Source organism: Klebsiella sp. MBT K-1, from assembly GCF_002556465.1.
In the GTDB taxonomy this organism is placed as follows: domain Bacteria; phylum Pseudomonadota; class Gammaproteobacteria; order Enterobacterales; family Enterobacteriaceae; genus Klebsiella; species Klebsiella grimontii.
In genome coordinates this window covers 34,494-51,052 of sequence record NZ_PDEL01000006.1, presented here as the reverse complement: position 1 = coordinate 51,052, position 16,559 = coordinate 34,494, and the positions used below count along the sequence as shown (strand labels likewise).

At 55.4% G+C, this 16,559-nt stretch carries 16 protein-coding genes; 10 read left to right on the top strand and 6 right to left on the bottom strand.

Features of this window, described 5'->3' with window-relative positions; genetic code table 11:
* The first annotated feature begins 1 nt into the window (after window position 1).
* A complete protein-coding gene (locus tag CMQ96_RS10050) occupies window positions 2–1,204 on the top strand; it encodes an aromatic amino acid transport family protein (RefSeq protein ID WP_074168733.1) in 1,203 nt (400 codons plus the stop codon).
* 148 nt (window positions 1,205–1,352) lie between these two features.
* Here CMQ96_RS10050 and CMQ96_RS10045 read toward each other — a convergent pair whose 3' ends face one another.
* Together CMQ96_RS10045 and CMQ96_RS10040 are read right to left on the bottom strand one after the other, a co-directional pair.
* Window positions 1,353–1,967 (bottom strand): TetR/AcrR family transcriptional regulator, encoded by a 615-nt coding sequence (locus CMQ96_RS10045; RefSeq protein WP_004871494.1) that lies wholly within the window; start codon window positions 1,965–1,967, stop codon window positions 1,353–1,355.
* 186 nt (window positions 1,968–2,153) lie between these two features.
* A complete protein-coding gene (locus CMQ96_RS10040) occupies window positions 2,154–2,993 on the bottom strand; it encodes an AraC family transcriptional regulator (RefSeq protein ID WP_049085439.1) in 840 nt (279 codons plus the stop codon).
* A 199-nt stretch (window positions 2,994–3,192) separates the two neighbouring features.
* On the opposite strand from CMQ96_RS10040, the gene CMQ96_RS10035 reads away from it, so the two are divergent.
* Both CMQ96_RS10035 and CMQ96_RS10030 read left to right on the top strand, forming a co-directional pair.
* A complete protein-coding gene (locus tag CMQ96_RS10035) occupies window positions 3,193–4,500 on the top strand; it encodes an alpha-glucosidase/alpha-galactosidase (protein WP_049085429.1) in 1,308 nt (435 codons plus the stop codon).
* Window positions 4,501–4,578: 78 nt separating this feature from the next.
* Complete coding sequence (locus CMQ96_RS10030; protein ID WP_049085428.1) at window positions 4,579–5,871, top strand: MFS transporter; 1,293 nt, start codon at window positions 4,579–4,581, stop codon at window positions 5,869–5,871.
* A 201-nt stretch (window positions 5,872–6,072) separates the two neighbouring features.
* On the opposite strand, the gene CMQ96_RS10025 is transcribed toward CMQ96_RS10030, so the two are convergent.
* Both CMQ96_RS10025 and CMQ96_RS10020 read right to left on the bottom strand, forming a co-directional pair.
* Complete coding sequence (locus tag CMQ96_RS10025; protein ID WP_049085427.1) at window positions 6,073–6,417, bottom strand: RamA family antibiotic efflux transcriptional regulator; 345 nt, start codon at window positions 6,415–6,417, stop codon at window positions 6,073–6,075.
* Between the two features lie 100 nt (window positions 6,418–6,517).
* The gene (locus CMQ96_RS10020; protein WP_049085426.1) at window positions 6,518–7,114 is read right to left on the bottom strand and encodes a TetR/AcrR family transcriptional regulator C-terminal domain-containing protein; all 597 of its coding nucleotides are present in this window, start codon (window positions 7,112–7,114) and stop codon (window positions 6,518–6,520) included.
* A gap of 167 nt (window positions 7,115–7,281) precedes the next feature.
* Here CMQ96_RS10020 and CMQ96_RS10015 point away from each other — a divergent pair, with 167 nt between their 5' ends.
* A complete protein-coding gene (locus CMQ96_RS10015) occupies window positions 7,282–8,718 on the top strand; it encodes a DHA2 family efflux MFS transporter permease subunit (protein ID WP_098066852.1) in 1,437 nt (478 codons plus the stop codon).
* A 164-nt stretch (window positions 8,719–8,882) separates the two neighbouring features.
* Here the strand turns inward: CMQ96_RS10015 and CMQ96_RS10010 are convergent, their stop codons facing one another.
* The gene (locus tag CMQ96_RS10010; protein ID WP_004871510.1) at window positions 8,883–9,668 is read right to left on the bottom strand and encodes an SDR family oxidoreductase; all 786 of its coding nucleotides are present in this window, start codon (window positions 9,666–9,668) and stop codon (window positions 8,883–8,885) included.
* A gap of 51 nt (window positions 9,669–9,719) precedes the next feature.
* Window positions 9,720–10,616: a GntR family transcriptional regulator gene (locus CMQ96_RS10005; RefSeq protein ID WP_049086026.1), complete on the bottom strand. Its 897-nt coding sequence runs from the start codon at window positions 10,614–10,616 to the stop codon at window positions 9,720–9,722.
* A gap of 191 nt (window positions 10,617–10,807) precedes the next feature.
* Between CMQ96_RS10005 and CMQ96_RS10000 the strand changes: the two genes are divergently transcribed.
* From CMQ96_RS10000 to CMQ96_RS09975, 6 genes are read left to right on the top strand one after another with little or no spacing between them, the layout of a single operon-like run.
* Window positions 10,808–11,620: an ABC transporter substrate-binding protein gene (locus CMQ96_RS10000; RefSeq protein WP_004871515.1), complete on the top strand. Its 813-nt coding sequence runs from the start codon at window positions 10,808–10,810 to the stop codon at window positions 11,618–11,620.
* 28 nt (window positions 11,621–11,648) lie between these two features.
* Window positions 11,649–12,374 carry an amino acid ABC transporter permease gene (locus tag CMQ96_RS09995; RefSeq protein WP_098066722.1) on the top strand — a complete coding sequence of 242 codons (726 nt, stop codon included), beginning with the start codon at window positions 11,649–11,651 and terminating at the stop codon, window positions 12,372–12,374.
* The gene (locus tag CMQ96_RS09990) at window positions 12,371–13,111 is read left to right on the top strand and encodes an amino acid ABC transporter ATP-binding protein (protein WP_098066720.1); all 741 of its coding nucleotides are present in this window, start codon (window positions 12,371–12,373) and stop codon (window positions 13,109–13,111) included. The genes CMQ96_RS09995 and CMQ96_RS09990 overlap by 4 nt, the downstream gene beginning before the upstream one ends.
* A gap of 13 nt (window positions 13,112–13,124) precedes the next feature.
* A complete protein-coding gene (locus CMQ96_RS09985; RefSeq protein WP_098066718.1) occupies window positions 13,125–14,300 on the top strand; it encodes a M20 family metallopeptidase in 1,176 nt (391 codons plus the stop codon).
* Entirely contained in the window at window positions 14,297–15,397 is a 1,101-nt protein-coding gene (locus tag CMQ96_RS09980; RefSeq protein ID WP_098066716.1) for a mandelate racemase/muconate lactonizing enzyme family protein, read from the top strand. Before CMQ96_RS09985 ends, CMQ96_RS09980 begins: the two co-directional genes overlap by 4 nt.
* Window positions 15,384–16,553 carry a Xaa-Pro peptidase family protein gene (locus CMQ96_RS09975; RefSeq protein ID WP_098066714.1) on the top strand — a complete coding sequence of 390 codons (1,170 nt, stop codon included), beginning with the start codon at window positions 15,384–15,386 and terminating at the stop codon, window positions 16,551–16,553. Before CMQ96_RS09980 ends, CMQ96_RS09975 begins: the two co-directional genes overlap by 14 nt.
* Window positions 16,554–16,559 lie beyond the last annotated feature (6 nt).

Here is a 16,559-nt window from a genome sequence, read left to right as displayed (position 1 = left end):
TATGAAAGGAACAGGGTTCCCTCTGCGCGGAACGTCTCTCATGGTGGCGACCATTATCGGCGGCGGCATGTTCGCGTTGCCGATCGCGTTCGTCCACGTATGGTTTTTAAAAGGCCTGCTGATCCTGTCGGCGACGGGCATATTGATGCTGATGACGGGGCTAATCCTCGTTGACATCACGATGCGATTTCCTCCCGGCGCCAGCTTTCATACTTTCACCAACGCGCTGCTCGGCCCCGCCGCTAGCGTTATCATCGGGATAGCCTTCTGCTTTGTGCTCTACCTACTGACCTACGCGTACATCTCAGGCGCCGCGTCAATATTACGCGATCTCTTACCGCCCGCTGCCAGGGACCGCAGCTGGCTGCCGATAATTCTGCTGTCGCTGACGACCTCGGCGATCCTGTGGGCAGGCGGCAGATTACCCGGCTATATCCTTTCAGGCCTTATCGCCGCCAAGTTCACCCTGTTTTTTCTGCTGTTCGCCGGTGCCGCGGGTGGCGTAAAGCCGCTCAGATTGTTCGACATCTCCGCCAGCACGCCGCTCGGGTATTACCTGCCGATCGTGCCGGTCTGTATTATCGCTTTTGGCTTTCATGGCAGCGTGCCCTCCCTGAGCAGAATGTACAGACGGGATAATCATCGCGCGGTTACCCGCTCTCTCTATTACGGCTTTGCGGTTTCGCTGATCGTCTACGCCTTCTGGCTGACGCTGACCATGGGCGCACTCACGCCTCAGGCGATCCAGCATGTCAGCGACCAGGGCGGGAACATCGGGGCCTTTATTACCGCCCTTAATATCCACCAGACCACCTCGGCGACCCGTATGACGCTGGTCTCCTTTGGGTGTATTGCCGTTTTAGCCTCACTGATGTCGGCCTCAATCGGCTTGAGTGATTATCTTGAGGATATACTGAATAAAATCAGCCGCCGGGGATCGCGTCCGCTGGCAATATTTCTGACCTATTTCCCTCCCGCCCTGGCCTGTATTTTCGCCCCGCAAGGATTTTTATCTGCTCTGGCCTTTGCCGGCATTTCACTGGTGCTATGGAGTATATTATTGCCGCCTTATTTACTCATTAATGCCAGGCGTTCCGCCCTACCGCCGGTATATATTTTCCCGGCCAGCAATGTCCTTCTGAAAATGATAATTATCGTCGGCGCCCTACTCTGGTTACTGATGATTTACGCTTTTCTTGAGTAGATATGCATCGCCATGACTGTAAAAAATGCTTCAGCTGGGCCATCAAATCCCGGTACGGAAGACAAGCGGCAAAAAGCCTGAGCATGGGAAACCCTTAATCAGCTCCCGAATACTCAGACCCGTGACCAAAAAAAGGAGCGGTCATCATTCAGGGGGCCAGGCTTCTGAGAATCAACGAGGAGAGAATGACCGCCGCCGTCGGCGCCGTTTCGAGGTTAAACTGCAGCTGAACAGGGTTAATGAAGGGGCACATCACCATATATATCGCATAGGTTGCCTCGTCAAGAGGGGTTTTCCTCTCAAACTCGCCGGCCTGCCTGCCTTCGACAACGATGCTTTCAATCAGCTTTAACAGGCGTTCCGCATACCTTTCCGTTGAAGGCCACTTATCCCGCGAGGCGACGGCGGCAATGTCGTAGAGCTTACGATCGTGGAAAAACAGTTCGCTTCCCGCTTCGGTGAGCGCGCGAAAGAGGCGGCGTAATTTTTCGCTGGCTGATGGCGCATCCGCCACCGCTGCAAGTACCGCCGTCATGATCGTCTCCAGGCGGTTAGCGCAAATAACTTCGCCGATAGCCTGTTTGGAATCGAAAAACTTATAGATGTAGGCCTTTGAAAAACCGATAGATTTAGCTAATTCCGCTACGGTGGTTTTTTCGTAGCCGTAATGCCCGAAATGCTCAAATGCGGCGTTGACGATTTGCTCCCGGACGCTGTGATCGAGTGGGCCACGTGCTGATGGTACGTTCATATTCTTAGTCATTCTGTTAGCTTAACGTGATGGTCTTTGATTGACAAATAGTGACCATTTTATCATTCAGCCACAATTTCGCTTGATGCAAGGTCGTGCAAAATTGTATCAGACAAAATCCTCTGCCAACAAAAGCATCGGCTCCCCCCGATACAACTTTATTTCAACCACACCACAGATTTGAATAAGCGGTAAACATCACCTCGCCGCCTGCTGTTCAGAAAGGTATTTTTGCCGCCATTTAGCCGGAGATACGCCGTGCATTTTCTTAAAAGCCTTAGAAAAATGCAGCTGATTTTCATAGCCTACGGAAATGCCCACCACTTTAATCGCCGTATTGCTGTTTTTGAGAAGGCTGACGGCGATGCTCATCCGAAAATTGAGCAAATACGCCTTGGGACCTATACCGTAGGCGCTTTTAAACAATCGGCAAAGGTAGCTGCGGTTGATATTACAGTATGCGGCCAGGCTCTCAACGCTCAGAGGTTCGTGGTAGCGATTTTCAATTTTTTTGATCGCCTTTTGCAGGTGCCTGGTCTTGTCATCCCGGAGAGGAGCCCTTTGATCATGCGTATTGCTGATTAAGGTCGAAAAGAAGAGATAGCACAGCCCCTGCACCTTCAGCCGGTGTTCATCGCCATGTTCGACAATTTGCCGCAGGTAGCCGAGGGCGCTGACGTTGTCTTTATTCAGGTTGGGCCGGTAAATCGGTGATTGCCGGCTCAGATGGCACTCCGCGAAAATTCTGGCGGCGATCAGCCCATCGACCTCAAGCCACATATAATGCCACGGATCTTTTTTATCCGCGCAGTAGGTGGTCACATCATGGGGGTGGATCAAAAACCCCTCCCCCGCGACGACAGGAAAAGCGCCGGATTCACTGTAAAAGGTGCCGGTTCCACTTATCACATAATGAAATAGGTAATGCTGGCGAACAGCGGGGCCATAACGGTGCCCCTTATGACAACTCTCCTCGCCGTACTGGTACAAGTTCAATTCGATATTGTCGGTATGATTGAGGGTAAAAGTCTTGTGCATCAGTAACTCGCGCTTTTTTCCCATCACATTATCAGAGATACCGCCAGTAAAGTCCCCCGGTTCAGTCAGATTCAGAGCTGGCTCACACTTTCTTTGCGACATCATTTTTCGCCATAGCAATATCACATTTAGCCATATTTCCGGGTCACGCCGCAGCGTACATTCTGCCTGACCAAAACAGCAGGAACGGAGAAATACCATGATTAAAGTGACATTTATGGGCGCGGGCAGCACCATTTTCGCCAGAAACGTACTCGGGGACATTATGGCGACCCCGACGCTGAAAGAGGTGGAGATTGCGCTGTACGACATCGACGGCGCGCGTCTCAATGAATCTCTCGCCATGTTGAACAATATCAACAGCAATACCAATGCGGGCAGAGCGAAGATCGCCGCTTACCTTGGCGTTGAGAACCGCCGTGCGGCATTGAAAAACGCCCATTACGTGGTGAACGCCATCCAGGTCGGCGGCTACGACCCTTGCACCATTACCGACTTCACTATCGCGAGAAAATATGGTCTCCGGCAGACGATTGCCGATACCCTGGGGATTGGCGGTATCTTCCGCGCGCTGCGCACCATACCCGTAATGTTTGATTTCGCACGGGATATCGAAGCCGTCTGCCCGAATGCCTGGTTACTCAACTACACCAATCCTATGGCCACGATAACCGGCGCTATGCTGCGTCATACGGAGGTGAAAACGGTGGGACTTTGCCACAGCGTTCAGGTCTGCGCTGAAACGCTGTTGAAAAGCGTGGATATGCCAACCGACGACGTGCAATTTCATATCGCGGGTATTAATCACATGGCCTGGCTGCTGGACATTCGCCGCCACGGCGAGGATCTGTACCCGGAAATTAAGCGCCGGGCCAGCGCCCTGCAGGGCAAGCATGATGATATGGTGCGCCATGAAATCATGAAAATTTTCGGCTATTACGTTACCGAATCGTCAGAGCACAACGCCGAATACATGCCTTACTGGATCAAACGCAACTACCCGGCACTGATCGAGCGATTCAATATTCCGCTGGATGAATATCCGCGCCGGTGTATTGAGCAGATTGAACAATGGCAGCAGCAGAAAGTGGCGCTGACCCATGACACCAGCCTGACCCACAGCCGTACCCATGAATACGCGTCTTATATCATCGAAGCGATGGAAACCGATCGGCCCTATAAAATTGGCGGTAATGTGCTCAACACCGGTTTGATCGCCAACTTACCTTCCGAGGCCTGCGTCGAAGTACCTTGTCTGGTGGATGGACAGGGCGTCACGCCATGCTACGTCGGCAACTTGCCTGAGCAGCTGGCGGCGCTGAACCGTACCAACATCAATACCCAGCTGTTGACCGTCGAGGCGGCGGTTACGCGCAAGCGCGAAGCTATCTACCATGCTGCGCTGCTCGACCCGCACACTTCCGCCGAACTGTCGATCGATGACATCCGCAAGCTGTGCGATGAACTGATTGAAGCGCATGGCAACTGGCTTCCAGCCTACCATTAATCGCCTACTGACCTGATACCTCCTTATAACTCACAAGGCGCGGAGCTCTCCGCGCCGTTACCAACAGGAAGGTGAGCAATGTTTTACTTAAAAAACAGGAATTTTTGGATTTTCGGTGCCTTTTGCTTTTTCTATTTCTTTATCATGGGCGCGGTACTGCCGTTTTTTCCGATATGGTTGCATGATGTCAACCAGCTCGATCAGCGACAAACCGGACTGGTGTTTGCCAGCATGGCGCTGTTTGCCCTGGTATTCCAGCCAGTTTTTGGCTTTGTTACAGACAAGTTTGGTCTGAAGAAACACCTGCTGTGGATGATTATCTTCCTGCTGCTGTTTCTGGCTCCTCTGTTTATCTACGTGTTCTCACCGCTGCTGCAAAGCCACTTTTTTCTGGGGGCTCTGTTGTGCGGTATTTATCTTGGACTGGTCTGCAGCGGCGGCTCGCCAGCCATTGAGGCCTATATTGAGAAAGTCAGCCGCCGCAGCCAGTTTGAGTATGGCCGCGCCCGCCTGTTTGGCTGTATCGGCTGGGCAATTTGCGCCTCCATTGTCGGCTATATGTTTACTATTAATAACCAGTTCGCGTTCTGGCTGGCGTCGAGTTTCTCGCTGGTATTGGCCGGTTTGCTGTATCTGTTTAAACCGGAAGAAAACGCGACTCTGGCGGTAGCGGATGGCCTGGCGCTGAATCAAAAACCCATCAAGCTTAAAGCGGCATTGGGATTGTTAAAAATGCGCAAATTCTGGTGTCTGGTGATGTATATCGTCGGGGTGGCGTGCGTGTATGACGTCTTCGATCAGCAATTCGCTAACTTCTTTACCTCCTTTTTCCGCGACCGACACACCGGTACCCAGGCGTTTGGCTATGTCACCACGCTAGGTGAATTTCTTAACGCTTTTATTATGTTTTTTGCCCCACCGATCATTAACCGCATTGGCGGCAAAAATGCGCTACTGATTGCCGGTATGATCATGTCGGCGCGGATCATCGGTTCTTCCCTTGCCGACTCTGTGACGGAGGTGATTATCCTGAAGACCCTGCATATGTTTGAAGTTCCGTTTCTGCTGGTAGGCATTTTCAAATACATCACCACCCAGTTTAACGTTAATCTCTCCGCATCGATTTATCTGTGGGGGTTTTGCTTCTTTAAGCAGCTGTCAGCCATCGGCATGTCCTACGCGGCAGGGATGATGTACGTCACTTACGGTTTCAAAACCTCTTATCTGATCCTTGGCTGCACCGCGTTGCTGTTTACCATTATTTCAGCCTTCGCGCTGAGCGGTAAGGTACGGCGAGCTACCGGGCAACCCGCGCAGGACGTATCGTTATCGAATATAAAAGGCGAATTCGGATCGGAAGCGCAACGTTAACGGTCTACGTTGGCAGCAATATATCTTGATAGTGTTAACGGAAAGAAGAAGTCGATTCAGCCTTATCCGGATAGGTGAAAGACGTTTCCGCTATAGGGCTGCTTTTGCCTGCGTCATCTCGGCTCGACTCTCATCAATCAACTACGGCGCTTTTGAAGACCACAAGCGCCCCGGAGGCATACGCTCATTGATGAGACGCGTTCAGGACAAATACGCTGTTTTGTTTTTCTTGCGATATTCACCGGGGGGTAAATGGAAATGCCGGGTAAATAATCGAGTGAAGGTTTGCTGCGAGTCATAGCCGTAGCGCAAGCCAATACTGTAAATATTCTCATCGGTTTCGCGTAAATCGCGGGCAGCTGAATCCATTTTTTTATTACGAATGTAGCGCCCCAGACTCTCTCCTTTATATTGCAGGAACAAACGCTGCAGATACCATTTTGAATAACCTGAATAATGAGCTATCTGTTCTATACGCAGTGGTTTATGTAAGTTATCGTCGATCCAATCAATGATAACGGCGATCACGGATTCAGAAATAAACATGGGGTCTCCTCCTTATGCATTCTCCCGGTATTATCAAGGTGGTTCTGTGGTAATTTTTGCTAAAGCCTCTGATGCTACTCGTGTTGTAATAAGCACAATATTAAGCTGATGGCATTGATAATCCTTTAATTATCAAAGACAGACCATACTCAAAAGCGGTATCCGGATGTGGATTGACCAACGATTCGATATGGGCAATTTCTGCCGGTATTTTTGATAAAATTTTATTATCATTACCGTACGTTCGCGACTGTTCCTCTAATACGCACCCCAAAGTGTATTCGCTAATCGCGAGTAATATCATTGCGGCTTCTGCCTCAGTGAAACCGGCTCGAACAAGATAAACCAGTTTTGGATAAAAGGTTTCTCCTCCCACCCGGGTCGGCGATGTCCCTGCATGTAACAGAGCGCCGTCCCGATGGGCGAGCAGAGCGCGGCGGAAACTACGTGCGTTATCCGCCAGCCAGCTTGTCCATTCCGAAGTTTCTTCGGGCACAGCTAGCGCATGGTGTTTGGCTAAAACAGCTGAAGCCATTTCTTCCAGCAAATTGGCTTTGTTTTTGAAATGCCAGTACAACGTCGCGGATTCCACGCCCAGTTTTTGTGCCAGCTTGCGGGTCGTCAACGCTTCCAGACCGACTTCATCTAAGAGAGCTAATGCTGCCTCAATCACCTGATCTCGTTGAATTTTCGCCATGATATTGATCCTGTTGTTAATCCATTTACCCGGGCCAGCGGCCTGTGAAGAGACATTTTGTCTGACCCCGGCGCCTGACGGAAACTTTAATGCAAATTACTCTATCAATGATAGATAAATTGATCAATGATAGATTTCTTCACTTATCGTCTGTTAGGGGGCTTTTTATGAATATCCATCAAGGCAAGCTGGTCAAGGAAACAACCCATCCGCGACCGACAAATGCCATACCGCCAGTGTTGTGGATGCAGGCAGCCATTATCACGCTGGGAGCTTTTTCCACCATGCTTTCATCAACGATGCTCAGCGCTGCGCTGCCCGCCATGGCCATCGGCCTGGGGGTACCGGACTCGGCAATACAATGGATAGCAACAGCGTATCTTATGGCCCTTGCAGCAGGCGTTCCGCTGAGCGCCTGGGCCGTCAGACGCTTTGGCGCTACGCAGCTTTGGCTCTATGGGCTGATTTTATTTGCGATCTTCTCGGCAGTTTGCGCCCTTTCCCCACGTTTCGAGGTGCTGCTTGCCGCAAGAATGTTGCAAGGTCTGGCAGGGGGATTACTCGTACCGGCGGGGCAAACTATTCTTGGCCTGGTCGTCGGACGCGAACGCCTGGGGCGGGTCATTGGCACGATTGGCGTCGCCATCGTCATTGCCCCCTTATTGGGGACATCGCTTGGCGCACTCCTGGTTGAAAGCTGCGGATGGCGAGGGTTATTTTGGATCACCGTGCCCTTCTGCCTGTGTGCATATCTTGCCGGGTGGAAGTTGCTTCCCCGTCCGGCAATAAAAAATGACAGGCCCCTCTCGCTGGACTGGCTGGGACTGGCGCTGGTCTTTTGCAGCCTGCCGATGCTGATGGAAGGCATGAAAGCGCTCAGCCTGAATAACGGCAAATATGGCTGGAACGTCATCATGCTGAGCGTGGGCGCCCTGTTCACCTGCTTGTTTATTTATCGCTCTTTGCGCATCGAATCCCCCTTACTTCATCTCGGACTTTTCAAACATCGGGGCTTCACTTTATCTGCCGTATTGATGACTATCGGCGGCGCGGTGAATTTTGGCGGGCAGTTCCTGCTTCCTTTATATTTTCGCGACGTTTGCCATAAAACGCTGGCTGAAGTGGGCTTGCTGCTTACGCCTCAGTTAATCGGTTCGGCGATAGGATTTCCGGTGGCAGGCTACTTTTCTGATAAGCTGGGGCCACGCGCGGTGCTGATCGTTGGCGGCTTACTCGCGGCATTTGCCACCCTGCCGCTGGGGATGATTGATGCGCAAAGTCGCTATTCGCTTGTGGGTGGAGCAATCGCCGTCAGAGGGTTCGGTTTAGCCCTGGCGACGGTACCCGCTATGGCAGCGGGCATGGCGATGGCTGGCAGCCGTCATGTCGCTGATGCCGCGCCTATTCTTAACATCCTCCAGCGTATTGGCGCGATGGCGGGAACGGCATTGATTACCGCGAGCTACATTAGATTCGCTCCGACTAATAGGAGCTTAACCGCCTTTCACCACGCCGGATGGATACTTACCGCTGGGGCCGTACTGCTCGCGCTTTGCGCATTTTTTATGGTAAATCATTCCGTTTTAACAACGCAGGAAGAATAAAAGTTTAATCAGAAAATTTATCGCTTTCAGACCCGATCCCAAAGCCTGCTGATTAAATTTGCAGAAATGGACTTCGTTGCCTGCAAAATAAACCATTCGGAGCAGCTGTTAGGCAGTCATGCCGGTCCGCTGCGAAGCCGACCGACATGACGCATTCTCACTGACTAAATCGCGCCGATCAATCCGCCATCAACCCGAATCACCGCCCCGGTAATGTAGCTGGCAAGCTGGCTTGCCAGAAACGCCGCGGCGGCGCCGTACTCCTGCGGTTCACCGTAGCGCCCGGCCGGAATGCTCAGACGACTCTTTTCGGCGACCGCTTCCGCACTGCTGTTTTCCCGTTGCGCCCTGAGTGCGTCCAGCTGCCCCACGCGGTCGGTGGCGATGCGCCCTGGCACCATCACGTTCACCGTCACGCCGTCGCCGGCCACTTCACTGGCGAGGGTTTTCGACCAGCCGAGCAGGCTCATGCGCAGCGCATTCGAGAGGGCGAGGCCAGGAATGGGGGTAATTACGCCGGATGACGTGGTGGTAATAATACGTCCCCAGCCGCGGCTGCGCATGGCGGGCAGGAGTTTATCGGTGAGCTGAATCAACGAGGCGACCATCACTGAAAACTGCTGTTGCCAGACTGCGCCATCTGTCCCCTGCGCCGATGCGGGCCGCGGGCCACCGGAGTTGTTGACCAGAATATCGATATCGCCCCACTGCTGGCGAATATCGGCAATCACCGAATCAAACCGTTCCGGGGCGGCCAGATCCAACGGCCAGGCGCGGGCAGTACCGCCCGTCCGGGTGATACGCTCCACCGTTTGCGCCAGTTTATCAGCATTGCGGCCGGTGACCGCCACCCTCACGCCCTCCTGCGCCAGCGAAAGGGCAATAGCCTGCCCAAGGCCGCTTCCGGCACCGCACACCAGCGCCACTCGTTGTTGTATCTGCAAATCCATAAATGCTCCTGATTGTATTTTCAGAAGCAATATGTGCAAGAGCGATGCCAGCTATGCGCGACCGTTTTTAACATTGACCTGGTCAAACGCGTATTGCAGGTGTTTTCTCATCAATTCCGCCGCCTGTTCCTGCTTGTTCTCTCGCAGGGCATCGATGATAGCAACGTGCTCTTCGCACCACTCTTTTACGCGGCGCTTATTGTGATAGCTGCCAAATTCCAGCAGACGGCGCAGCCGGTTTTGTTGCTGGATAGCCTGTACCACAAACAGATTGCCGCTGGCTTCCGCCAGCAACTCATGAAATAAAGCGTCGGTTTCGAAAATCTCTTTTGCCGGAACCTGCGTAATGTCCGGGTGGGTGATGAGGCGCAGATGCTGGGCGCGCAGGCGTTTAAGCATCTGCCTGTCCACATGCAGGTTGGGTGTCAGCAGCGCCGTCGGTTCAATCATCAGGCGAAAACCGTAGCTGTTGCGCAGGGCGACATCGGAGTTGAGGGTTTGCAGAAAGCGCCAGCCGTGCCCCGCATTGCGCGCAATCAGGCCGTCCTCCGATAGCTTCACCAGCGTACGGGTCAGCACCCCGCGATCGACCTCATAGCGCTGACTGATTTCAGTCTGGGTAAACGATTCCGGCAGCACGCCCGCAATACGGTCATGGACCAGCTGTTCGTAAAGCTTCTGGTCATTGCTCTTGGACTGCTCAATCTCCAGCAGCTCCAGCTCATTGCTGCGTTTAAGCAGGAAAAAACCCTGATTTGGACGCGCTTCAACCGCCCCCATTCGGGTCAACTCTTTTAACCCGGCGCGCACCGGCGTACGCGAAACCCCCAGCGCATCGGCAAGATGTTGCTCGCGTAAATGATGACCTGGATCGAATTTTGCTTCAGATATCAGGTCGAGTATTTGCCGGGCTATCCGGCGACTGCTCGCAGTGGAGTCAGGCTGCATGGAGAACGCTTCCCTGGAATGCATTGTTGTGGTCGATATATACAATATCACGCACAACAAAACGCAGCAAAACAAAGCAAGGACTGCACGATTAACGTGCAATACGCACCAGAATGAGACGTTTTTTTCACACGTATAATTGTATTTATTGACACATTAAATTCAATTTAGACCTTAACCAGGAGACGACTATGTCCAGCAATTCTTTATTGTTTCGCCACGTGCGTACCTTGATGTTCGCGCTGACCGCACTCCCGCTGGTGGGCCATGCTGCGGTGGAAACCATCGCCCCGGGCAAGCTGACCTACGGCACGGCGGCGACGTTTATGCCTTTTGAGTTCGTGAAAGAGGGCAAGCTCACCGGCTTCGATATCGACCTGATTAACGCGCTAAGCAAAGAGATCCGGCTGACGCCTGCGCCGATGCCGATGGAGTTCAAAGGGCTTATCCCAGCGCTGCAGGGGAAACGTCTCGATATCATCAACTCCGCCATGTACGTCAACCCGACCCGTGCCGCGCAGGTCGACTTCGTGCCTTACCTGAAGATCGGCAGCCGCGTGGTGGTGAGCAAAGGTAATCCGGCAAAAATCACCGGACGCGACCTGAGCCTCTGCGGCAAAAATATCGCCGTGACGCTCGGCGGGATCGAAGAGAGCCAGGCCCGGGCAGACAACCAGCGCTGCCTGGAGGCCAAAAAACCGGCCATTAACGTCATGACCTTCCCCGCCGCTACCGACTCCGCCGTTGCCGTCTCCCAGGGTCGCGCCGATGCCGAATTCCTCTCCACGCCGGGAACCGTCGCCCTGCTAACCGAAAAAGCGGGCATGTTCGAAGCGGTTGGCGATGAGTTCGAAGCAGATACTCACATCGCGTTTGCCGTGCGTAAAGGCGATAGCGAAACCCAGGCTCTGCTGGAAAAAGGTCTCCAGGGCCTCGTCAAAAATGGCACCTACAAGCAACTGATAAAGAAATGGAACTTCCCTGACTCCGTTGCCCTTTTCTAACCCGTCTCGCCATTAACCGGAGAACGCTATGTCGATCGAACTTATGTGGCAGTACTTCCTCTCACCCGAGTTTGTTCAGGGTGCCTGGATGACGCTACTGATTACCCTCTGCTCACTGTTGTGTGGCGTAGTGCTGGGCCTGGTGTTGGCGCTGTTGCAGGAAGCGCCGTTTCGCGCCGGGAAAGGGCTGGCCTTTTTCTACCTGTGGCTGTTTCGCGGGACGCCGGTGCTGTTCCAGATAATCTTTGTCTACAACGTGCTGCCAGGCTTCGGCTTACGCTTCTCCGCATTTACCTGCGCAGTGCTGGCGCTTTCGCTTAATGAAGGCGCCTACATGGCGGAAATTCTGCGCTCTGGCCTGCAGGCCGTAAAAAGCGGCCAGCGCACCGCCGGCATGGCGCTCGGTATGACCAATGGGCAGATCATGCGAAAAATCGTGCTGCCTCAGGCCGCACGCATCGTTCTGCCGCCGATGGGTAACCAGATGATCAGCATGCTGAAATCGAGCGCGCTGGTCTCGGTTATCGCCGTTCAGGAACTGCTGCTGGTCGCCAACCAGACCGCCAGCGCCAGCTTCCGCTACTTCGAAGCGCTATGCGCCGCAGGCATCTATTACCTGCTGCTCACCAGCCTGTTTATGGTCTTCCAGTCGTGGCTGGAAAGCGTGCTGGATCCCAAACAGCGCCGCAGCAAAAGCCAGAAGCGGCTGAACCGCCTGTTTAAATTACCAAAACCAGCCCGGGAGGAACCATGAGCGAGAAACCGCTGCTGGAGATGATCGGTATTGATAAGACTTTTGGCCGCCAGACCGTGCTCAAGAACTGCTCTCTTGAGGTGCAGCGCGGGGAAACCGTGGTGCTGATTGGGCCATCGGGCTCGGGGAAATCCACCCTGCTGCGCTGCGTCAACATGCTCTCCCCTGCCGACAGCGGCGACGTGTTCTTCGCCAGCCAGCACATCAGCCGGGGCGAAGTGCCGGTGCACAAACTGCGGCAGCGTATTGGCATGGTGTTCCAGAACTACGAGCTGTTCTCGCACCTGACGGCGGCGGAAAACATCATGCTGGCCCCGATGACGGTGCTGGGGATGAACCGCATTGATGCCCGTACGCTGGCGGACAACCTGTTGGCGAAGGTGCGCATCAACGAACGCGCGGACCACTTTCCGGACGAGCTCTCCGGCGGCCAGCAGCAGCGCGTGGCGATTGCCCGAGCCCTGGCGATGAAGCCCGAGCTGATGCTCTACGACGAACCCACGTCAGCCCTCGACCCGGAGATGATCCGCGAGGTGCTGGAAGTGATGGCGGAGCTCAGCGCAGAAGGCATGACCAGCATGGTGGTGACCCACGAAATGGGCTTCGCCCGCCGGGCCGCTAACAACATTCTTTTTATGGAAGACGGCGAAATTATCGATCGCGCCAGCACCAGCGATTTCTTCGCCGGCAACGTCAGCGAGCGCGCGCAGCGCTTCCTGACGCAAATATTACATTAATCACGGAGTTCCTATGTTCAGTTATCAGGTTGACAGCGCGCGTATGAAAAAGGACTTAGCGACGCTGGTTGCCATCAATACGGAGAATCCGCCGGGCCATGAGCGTGAAGCCGCCGAATGTCTGGAAGGCTGGCTGCTGACCGCCGGATTCGATCTCTCCTTTAGCGAATACGCGCCGGGGCGGACCAACGTTATCGCCGTCCTGCACAATGGACCGGGGCCGTGCTTCGCCTTTAACACCCATATCGACACTGTTCCGGCGGGCAGCGGCTGGACCAGCGATCCCTTCGCGCTCGCCGAGCGCGGCGGGCGCCTGTACGGGCGCGGCGCCTGCGATGCCAAAGGCCCACTGGTGGCGATGGTTGAAGCCCTGCGTTTGCTGGCCGCCAATCGTCAGCGCTGGTCCGGCACGCTGATGGGCGTGTTCACCGCCGATGAAGAGGTCGCCAGCGAAGGGGCGAAATTCTACGTACGTGATAACCCACCGGCGATTGATTTCGCGGTGATTGGCGAGCCGACATCGAATGCGACCTTCTCCGCTCACAAAGGCAGCTTGCGTCCTCGCGTGCGGGTAAAAGGCGTCACCGCGCACTCCGGCACGCCGGAGCTGGGGGTTAACGCGATTTACCAGTCCGCGCGCCTTTTAGGGCTGATTGAAGAGGCCCACCACCAGCAGGTGCGTTGCCGCTGCCACGATCTGGTCGGTAACGCCAGCCTGACGGTGACCCGCATCCACGGCGGCCATGCGGACAACGTGGTGCCCGACAGCTGTGAGCTGCTGCTTGACCGCCGCATGGTCCCGGGTGAAGACGAAGCGGTCGTCAAGGCCGAACTGCAACAGCTGCTCGACCACGCGCACGCTCATGCGGGCGTGGAAGCCGAAATTATCGCCTGGCAGCCCACCACCGGTGGCGCGACGCAAACCGACAGCAGCGAAGCCATTGTCGAGCAAAGCCTTGCCGCCTGCCGCCGTCACGGACAGAGCGAGCCCGGCCCGTTTGGTTTTCAGGGCGGCTGCGACCTGGTGCATTTCCGTTCGCTGGGCGCAAAGGGCGTGGTCATTGGCCCCGGCTCGCTGGCCGTGGCGCACAAGCCCGATGAATTCGTCCCCGTCGATGAATTTATCGCCGCGGCATATATCTATCTCGATATTGCGCTCGCCATGCTGCCGCCGGAGCCCGGTTTATGAAGGCGCAGCTCTTTCGCGGAGAACTGCATTATGCCGGTGTGATGCTGCATACCGCCGCCTCCGGCCCGGTGACGGCGCTCGACACCCTCTGGCTGCGTCTGGAAGACCAGGGCGTGACGGGGATTGGCGAAGTGCGGCTCAATATTCGCTACCTGCATGGCTATAGCGAAGAGCAGGTGCTGAACAACCTGCTTCAAATCCTCAGCCGTTGGGACTGGCGCCGGCAGCCCGCGGCGCTACTTACCGCGCTGCATGATGAGGACCCCACGCTGCTGCCGCCGTCACGCATGGTGCTGGATATGGCATTGCACGATCTGCTGGCGCGTCAGGAGGGGGTAAGCGTTGCCGCCTGGCTGGGGGCGCAAGCTGGCCTGCCCGCCTGGCGCACCAATCAAACCCTGTTCTGGAGCAGCGAGTCGCGGATGCTGGAGCAGGCGCAACGCTATGTCGATCGCGGTTTCACCGAGCTGAAGTTACGCACGGGCGTAGCGGATTTCGCCACCGACCTGGCCCGCCTGCAAAGGCTGCGTCAGCGGTTTGGCCAGCAGATTTCGCTGGCGATTGACGTGAACGGCCAGTGGTCGCTGGCACAGGCTCACGCAGCGTTCCCCTCTCTGCGAGCGCTGAATCTCAGCTATATCGAACAGCCGTTAAGCCCGGTATACGACAGCCAGCTTGCCGAACTGTACGGCTACGGCATCCCGATCATGCTCGATGAAAGTCTCAATAGCGACGCAGCCATCACCCGGCTGATCGCCGCCAAAGGCGCGCTGTGGGGGCATCTCAAGCTGGTGAAATTGGGCGGCCTCGCTCCGACGCTTGCCGCCGCCCGCCGTCTGCGGCGCGCCGACGTGCCGTTCATGATTGGTCAGATGAATGAAGGCCATGCTGCCACCGCCGCCGCGCTCCAGCTTTGCCGGGTGGTGCAACCGGCATTTGCCGAACTGTATGGTGCCGATGGCTTAACGGATGATCCCGTCAGCGGGCTGGAATACCGCAATGGACGGGTCACCGTCAACGACTCTCCCGGTCTGGGCGTGCAGTTCAATGCCGCGCAGGCCAACTTACTCCAGGAGTTTAACGATGCAAGATGTTAACAATGTGATTCAGGGCAGTGAGTCCGCCTTTAGCGCTGACGAATATGCGCAACGCATTCGACGTACCCGCGAACGCTTAAGCAGCGCGGGCGTGGACGTCATGATTGTTACCGGACCAGAAAACATTTTCTGGCTTACCGGTCAGCAAACGCCGGGATATTACACCTTTCAGGCGCTGCTGCTGCCGGTAGAAGGGGATCCGGTCTTTGTGATTCGTCAGCTCGAATACTTTAACTTTATCGCCAACACCTTTATTTCAGATGCCGCTATTTACCAGGATGGCGATAACCCGGTGGATTTTCTGGTGGCTATGCTGCAACAGCGCGGCTGGCTCAATAAGCGCATAGGACTGGATAAACGCGGCTGGTTCCTGCCGATTGCCGTGTATGAAGCCCTGCAGTCTAAGCTCGGCGCGATTGCCGATACGGCTGGCGTCATCGAACCGCTGCGCGCGGTGAAGTCGGCCGCGGAGGTGGAAAAAATCGCCGCCGCGGCCCGCTATGTCGATGCGGGTATGCGCGCCGGGATGGCGGCGATTCGCAGCGGCGCAGACGAAAACGCGCTGGTCTCGGCGATGATGGGGGCCGCCATTGCCGCCGGTTCCGAGTATGTCGGTATGGAACCGCTGGTCTCAACCGGCCCGCGAAGCGGCGTGCCGCACGGCACATGGCGACGTCGGGTGATGCAGGATAACGACCCGGTTTTTCTGGAGATGTCTGCCGCCCACGATCGCTACCACGCCGCGATGATGCGCTCCGCCTGGCTGGGCCGCCCGCCCGCTATCGCCATCGAAATGGAAAAAGTTTGTCAGGAAGCCCTGCAGGCCTCCCTCGACGCCATTCGTCCGGGCGCTACCTGCGAAGCGCCGCACCTGGCCTGCCAGAAGGTGATCGACCGCGCCGGTTTCACTGGAAATTTCAAAAAACGCACCGGTTACTCCATCGGCATCGCCTTTGCGCCGGACTGGGGCGAAGGCGGCATCCTTAGCCTTTACAGCGGCGTCACCACCGAGCTGCAGCCAGGAATGACTTTCCACATCCCACCGGCCCTGCGTATCTACGGTCAATTCACCGTCGGCGTCAGCGAAACCGTGGTGGTGACTGAAACCGGATATCGCCAGCTGGGTTCCCTGGCTCGCCCATTAACACTGCTGTAAGGAAAG